This window comes from Anaeroplasma sp., from assembly GCF_034179385.1.
Taxonomy (GTDB): domain Bacteria; phylum Bacillota_I; class Bacilli_A; order Acholeplasmatales; family Anaeroplasmataceae; genus Anaeroplasma.
Map to the genome: position 1 here is coordinate 1 of NZ_JAXFPY010000051.1, position 2,376 is coordinate 2,376.

Consider the following 2,376-nt stretch of genomic DNA (forward strand, 5'->3'; position numbering starts at 1 on the left):
ATTCAAGAATTTGGTTATTCTAATGTTTCTACTGTGCATCAAGCAAAAGGTCTTGAATATGATAATGTAATTGTAATTGATACTACAATTAGAAATATGGAAGACTTAAACATTGCTTATGTTGCACTTACTCGTGCTAGAGATAATATGCTAGTCATTAATTGGAGTAATTTAGAGCAAATGTGGCTTCAACAAAAGAAATCTAGTAGTTTTGGTTGAATTATTTAGTGAGGTGAAGTTATGGCTAAAGGTGGACCTAATATTGACATCGAACAAGGCGGTATAGATGGCGGCAGCGGTATTAATAATATTCTTTATTTTAAAGACATTATTCCTTCATATAAAGAGTCTGATTGTGTTGAGCAAACAAACATAGAAAGATTAAAAGAGTTATTACTATCTTGAGGTTTTTTAAACGTTGTTGTTTCTGATGTTTCTCTTTGAAAAATTGCTACACAATATTCTGATGGACCGAGATTAGAATGAAAAGGAAATTTATATGTACAAACTATTGGACTTCATTATTTAAAATGTAAGAATAAAGATAAATCCTCTTATCAACTATGTTATGATTTATATTCTTCTGGATATATTTTGTTAAATACTCATGCTGGCGGATATAACAATACTGATTGAAAATGAATTTATATTTCAGAATTAGGATTCGGAATAAACGTAAAATCTACCTATCTTTGAGATGATAAAAATGATATTTTAAATAAATTTTCTATCCCAAATCAGTTTGTTGCAGCTATTGGAGAAAACGAACTTAGTAAGAAAGAGCAATTTACTTCTGATATTATTGATTCTTATGGCGATACTGTTAAATACGAATATTTAAATCAGATTGCTTCCTATCATACAATTCCACGTTATTATATAGGAAATAAAGCAAAAAGTTTGAAAAGTATTAGTTTTGACTATAATGTAAAAACTTATGGAACTAATGGTCAATTTATATTTGATGATTCAATAGGATATAAAGGAGGAAGTAAAAAAGATGCTAAATATTGAAGTTTCTATCCTCAAACATATCCTGTAATAGTTTTTAATAATATGACTGATGTAGACGCTCATTATATAGATATTAATGGAAGCATTGGTTATTATGATAAGCTTAATGAACATTCTTTTACATATTCTAACGGTAAATTAAGAATAGATAATACTGAGGTTACTGTTAATAACAATGATGAAGTGATTTTCTATATACGAAAACATGGTATATGACAGGCTGCGCAACCAGATCCTGCTGACAAATGATCTGTCACTACAAATACAGTCTTGGAATTAACATCTGAAACAAATACTGCAACATTAACATTTGAACCAATACAAAGATATAAATGAGAACCAAAAAATACTACTTTTTCTTTTTCATGTGATATTAATGAAATATCAAAATTTGTTACTAATATTATTCCAAATGATTACACAAAACAAATAATTCAATCTAAGACTAATCTTAATATATCTCTTCCAGTGTTGTTCGGATCAGGTTGTGATCACGCCAGTTCAGGTGCTTTATGAATATACAATAGATTATTTGTTTCTATTGGAGACTATGATTTTAAAACTGATGCAGTAAATGGTGCTGTATCTGATATACAAAAAATTTCCGATGCTAACTTTCAAATGAATGCTACAATTAAAAATTTAGAATGGATTTCTACTGGAAATATTTCTGCATACTATCGCGAACAAAGACAAATTTCTAATATAGAGATAGAATCTTACACAGCCGACAATATGGCTCATACATATTTTGCTTGAGTAAATGCTAATTTTTATAAAAAATTTCAATCTTTAATTGGATTTTTCCCACATAAAATTGGATATTATGGAGATATGAATAATAAAGTAGAGGAAGGTGGTTTCTTAGATCCAACTATTGACAGTGGAACTCAAGTTGATGGTTTACAATACTATACTTCTTATTATTACAATCATCAAACTCCAAATTCAGGATATGTTTCAAGTTATCGTTTTAAATTATACGTTGGTTATGAACAATGAGTAGAAAAAGATACTTTTGCATTAGCTGTTGTTGTATGAAGAAATGGTAAATCGGCACCTGTAATTTCAACTGAATCAGTTTCCGAATTGCATGAAATTTATGAATCAAGTGGTATACAAAGCGGTGTTACAAAAACTTATAGTGTTCAAACAAATATAACTGCTCAAGATTTAGATACTTTATCTGTTAATGTTTCTAGTTATGAGGGTTTTAATTCCCCTACGGCAGCTTTAAATTCAAGTGAAAAAATTAATGGAAAATGAAAAGTAACATACTCATTAACATGGAATGGTGGCGGCGCACCTTATGCTAGAGTTGAAACTAGAATTACTTGTACAAGATATATGTAATATAATAAG

Annotated in this window: 3 protein-coding genes; all 3 read left to right on the forward strand. The window is 29.0% G+C overall.

Annotated features, from left to right (window positions below):
* A partial coding sequence (locus SPJ17_RS03375; protein ID WP_321092767.1) for a 3'-5' exonuclease occupies positions 1 to 219 on the forward strand: 219 nt, incomplete at its 5' end.
* 21 nt (positions 220 to 240) lie between these two features.
* Complete coding sequence (locus SPJ17_RS03380; RefSeq protein ID WP_321092771.1) at positions 241 to 405, forward strand: hypothetical protein; 165 nt, start codon at positions 241 to 243, stop codon at positions 403 to 405.
* Between the two features lie 1,443 nt (positions 406 to 1,848).
* Positions 1,849 to 2,016: a hypothetical protein gene (locus SPJ17_RS03385; RefSeq protein ID WP_321092773.1), complete on the forward strand. Its 168-nt coding sequence runs from the start codon at positions 1,849 to 1,851 to the stop codon at positions 2,014 to 2,016.
* The last annotated feature ends 360 nt before the right edge of the window (positions 2,017 to 2,376 follow it).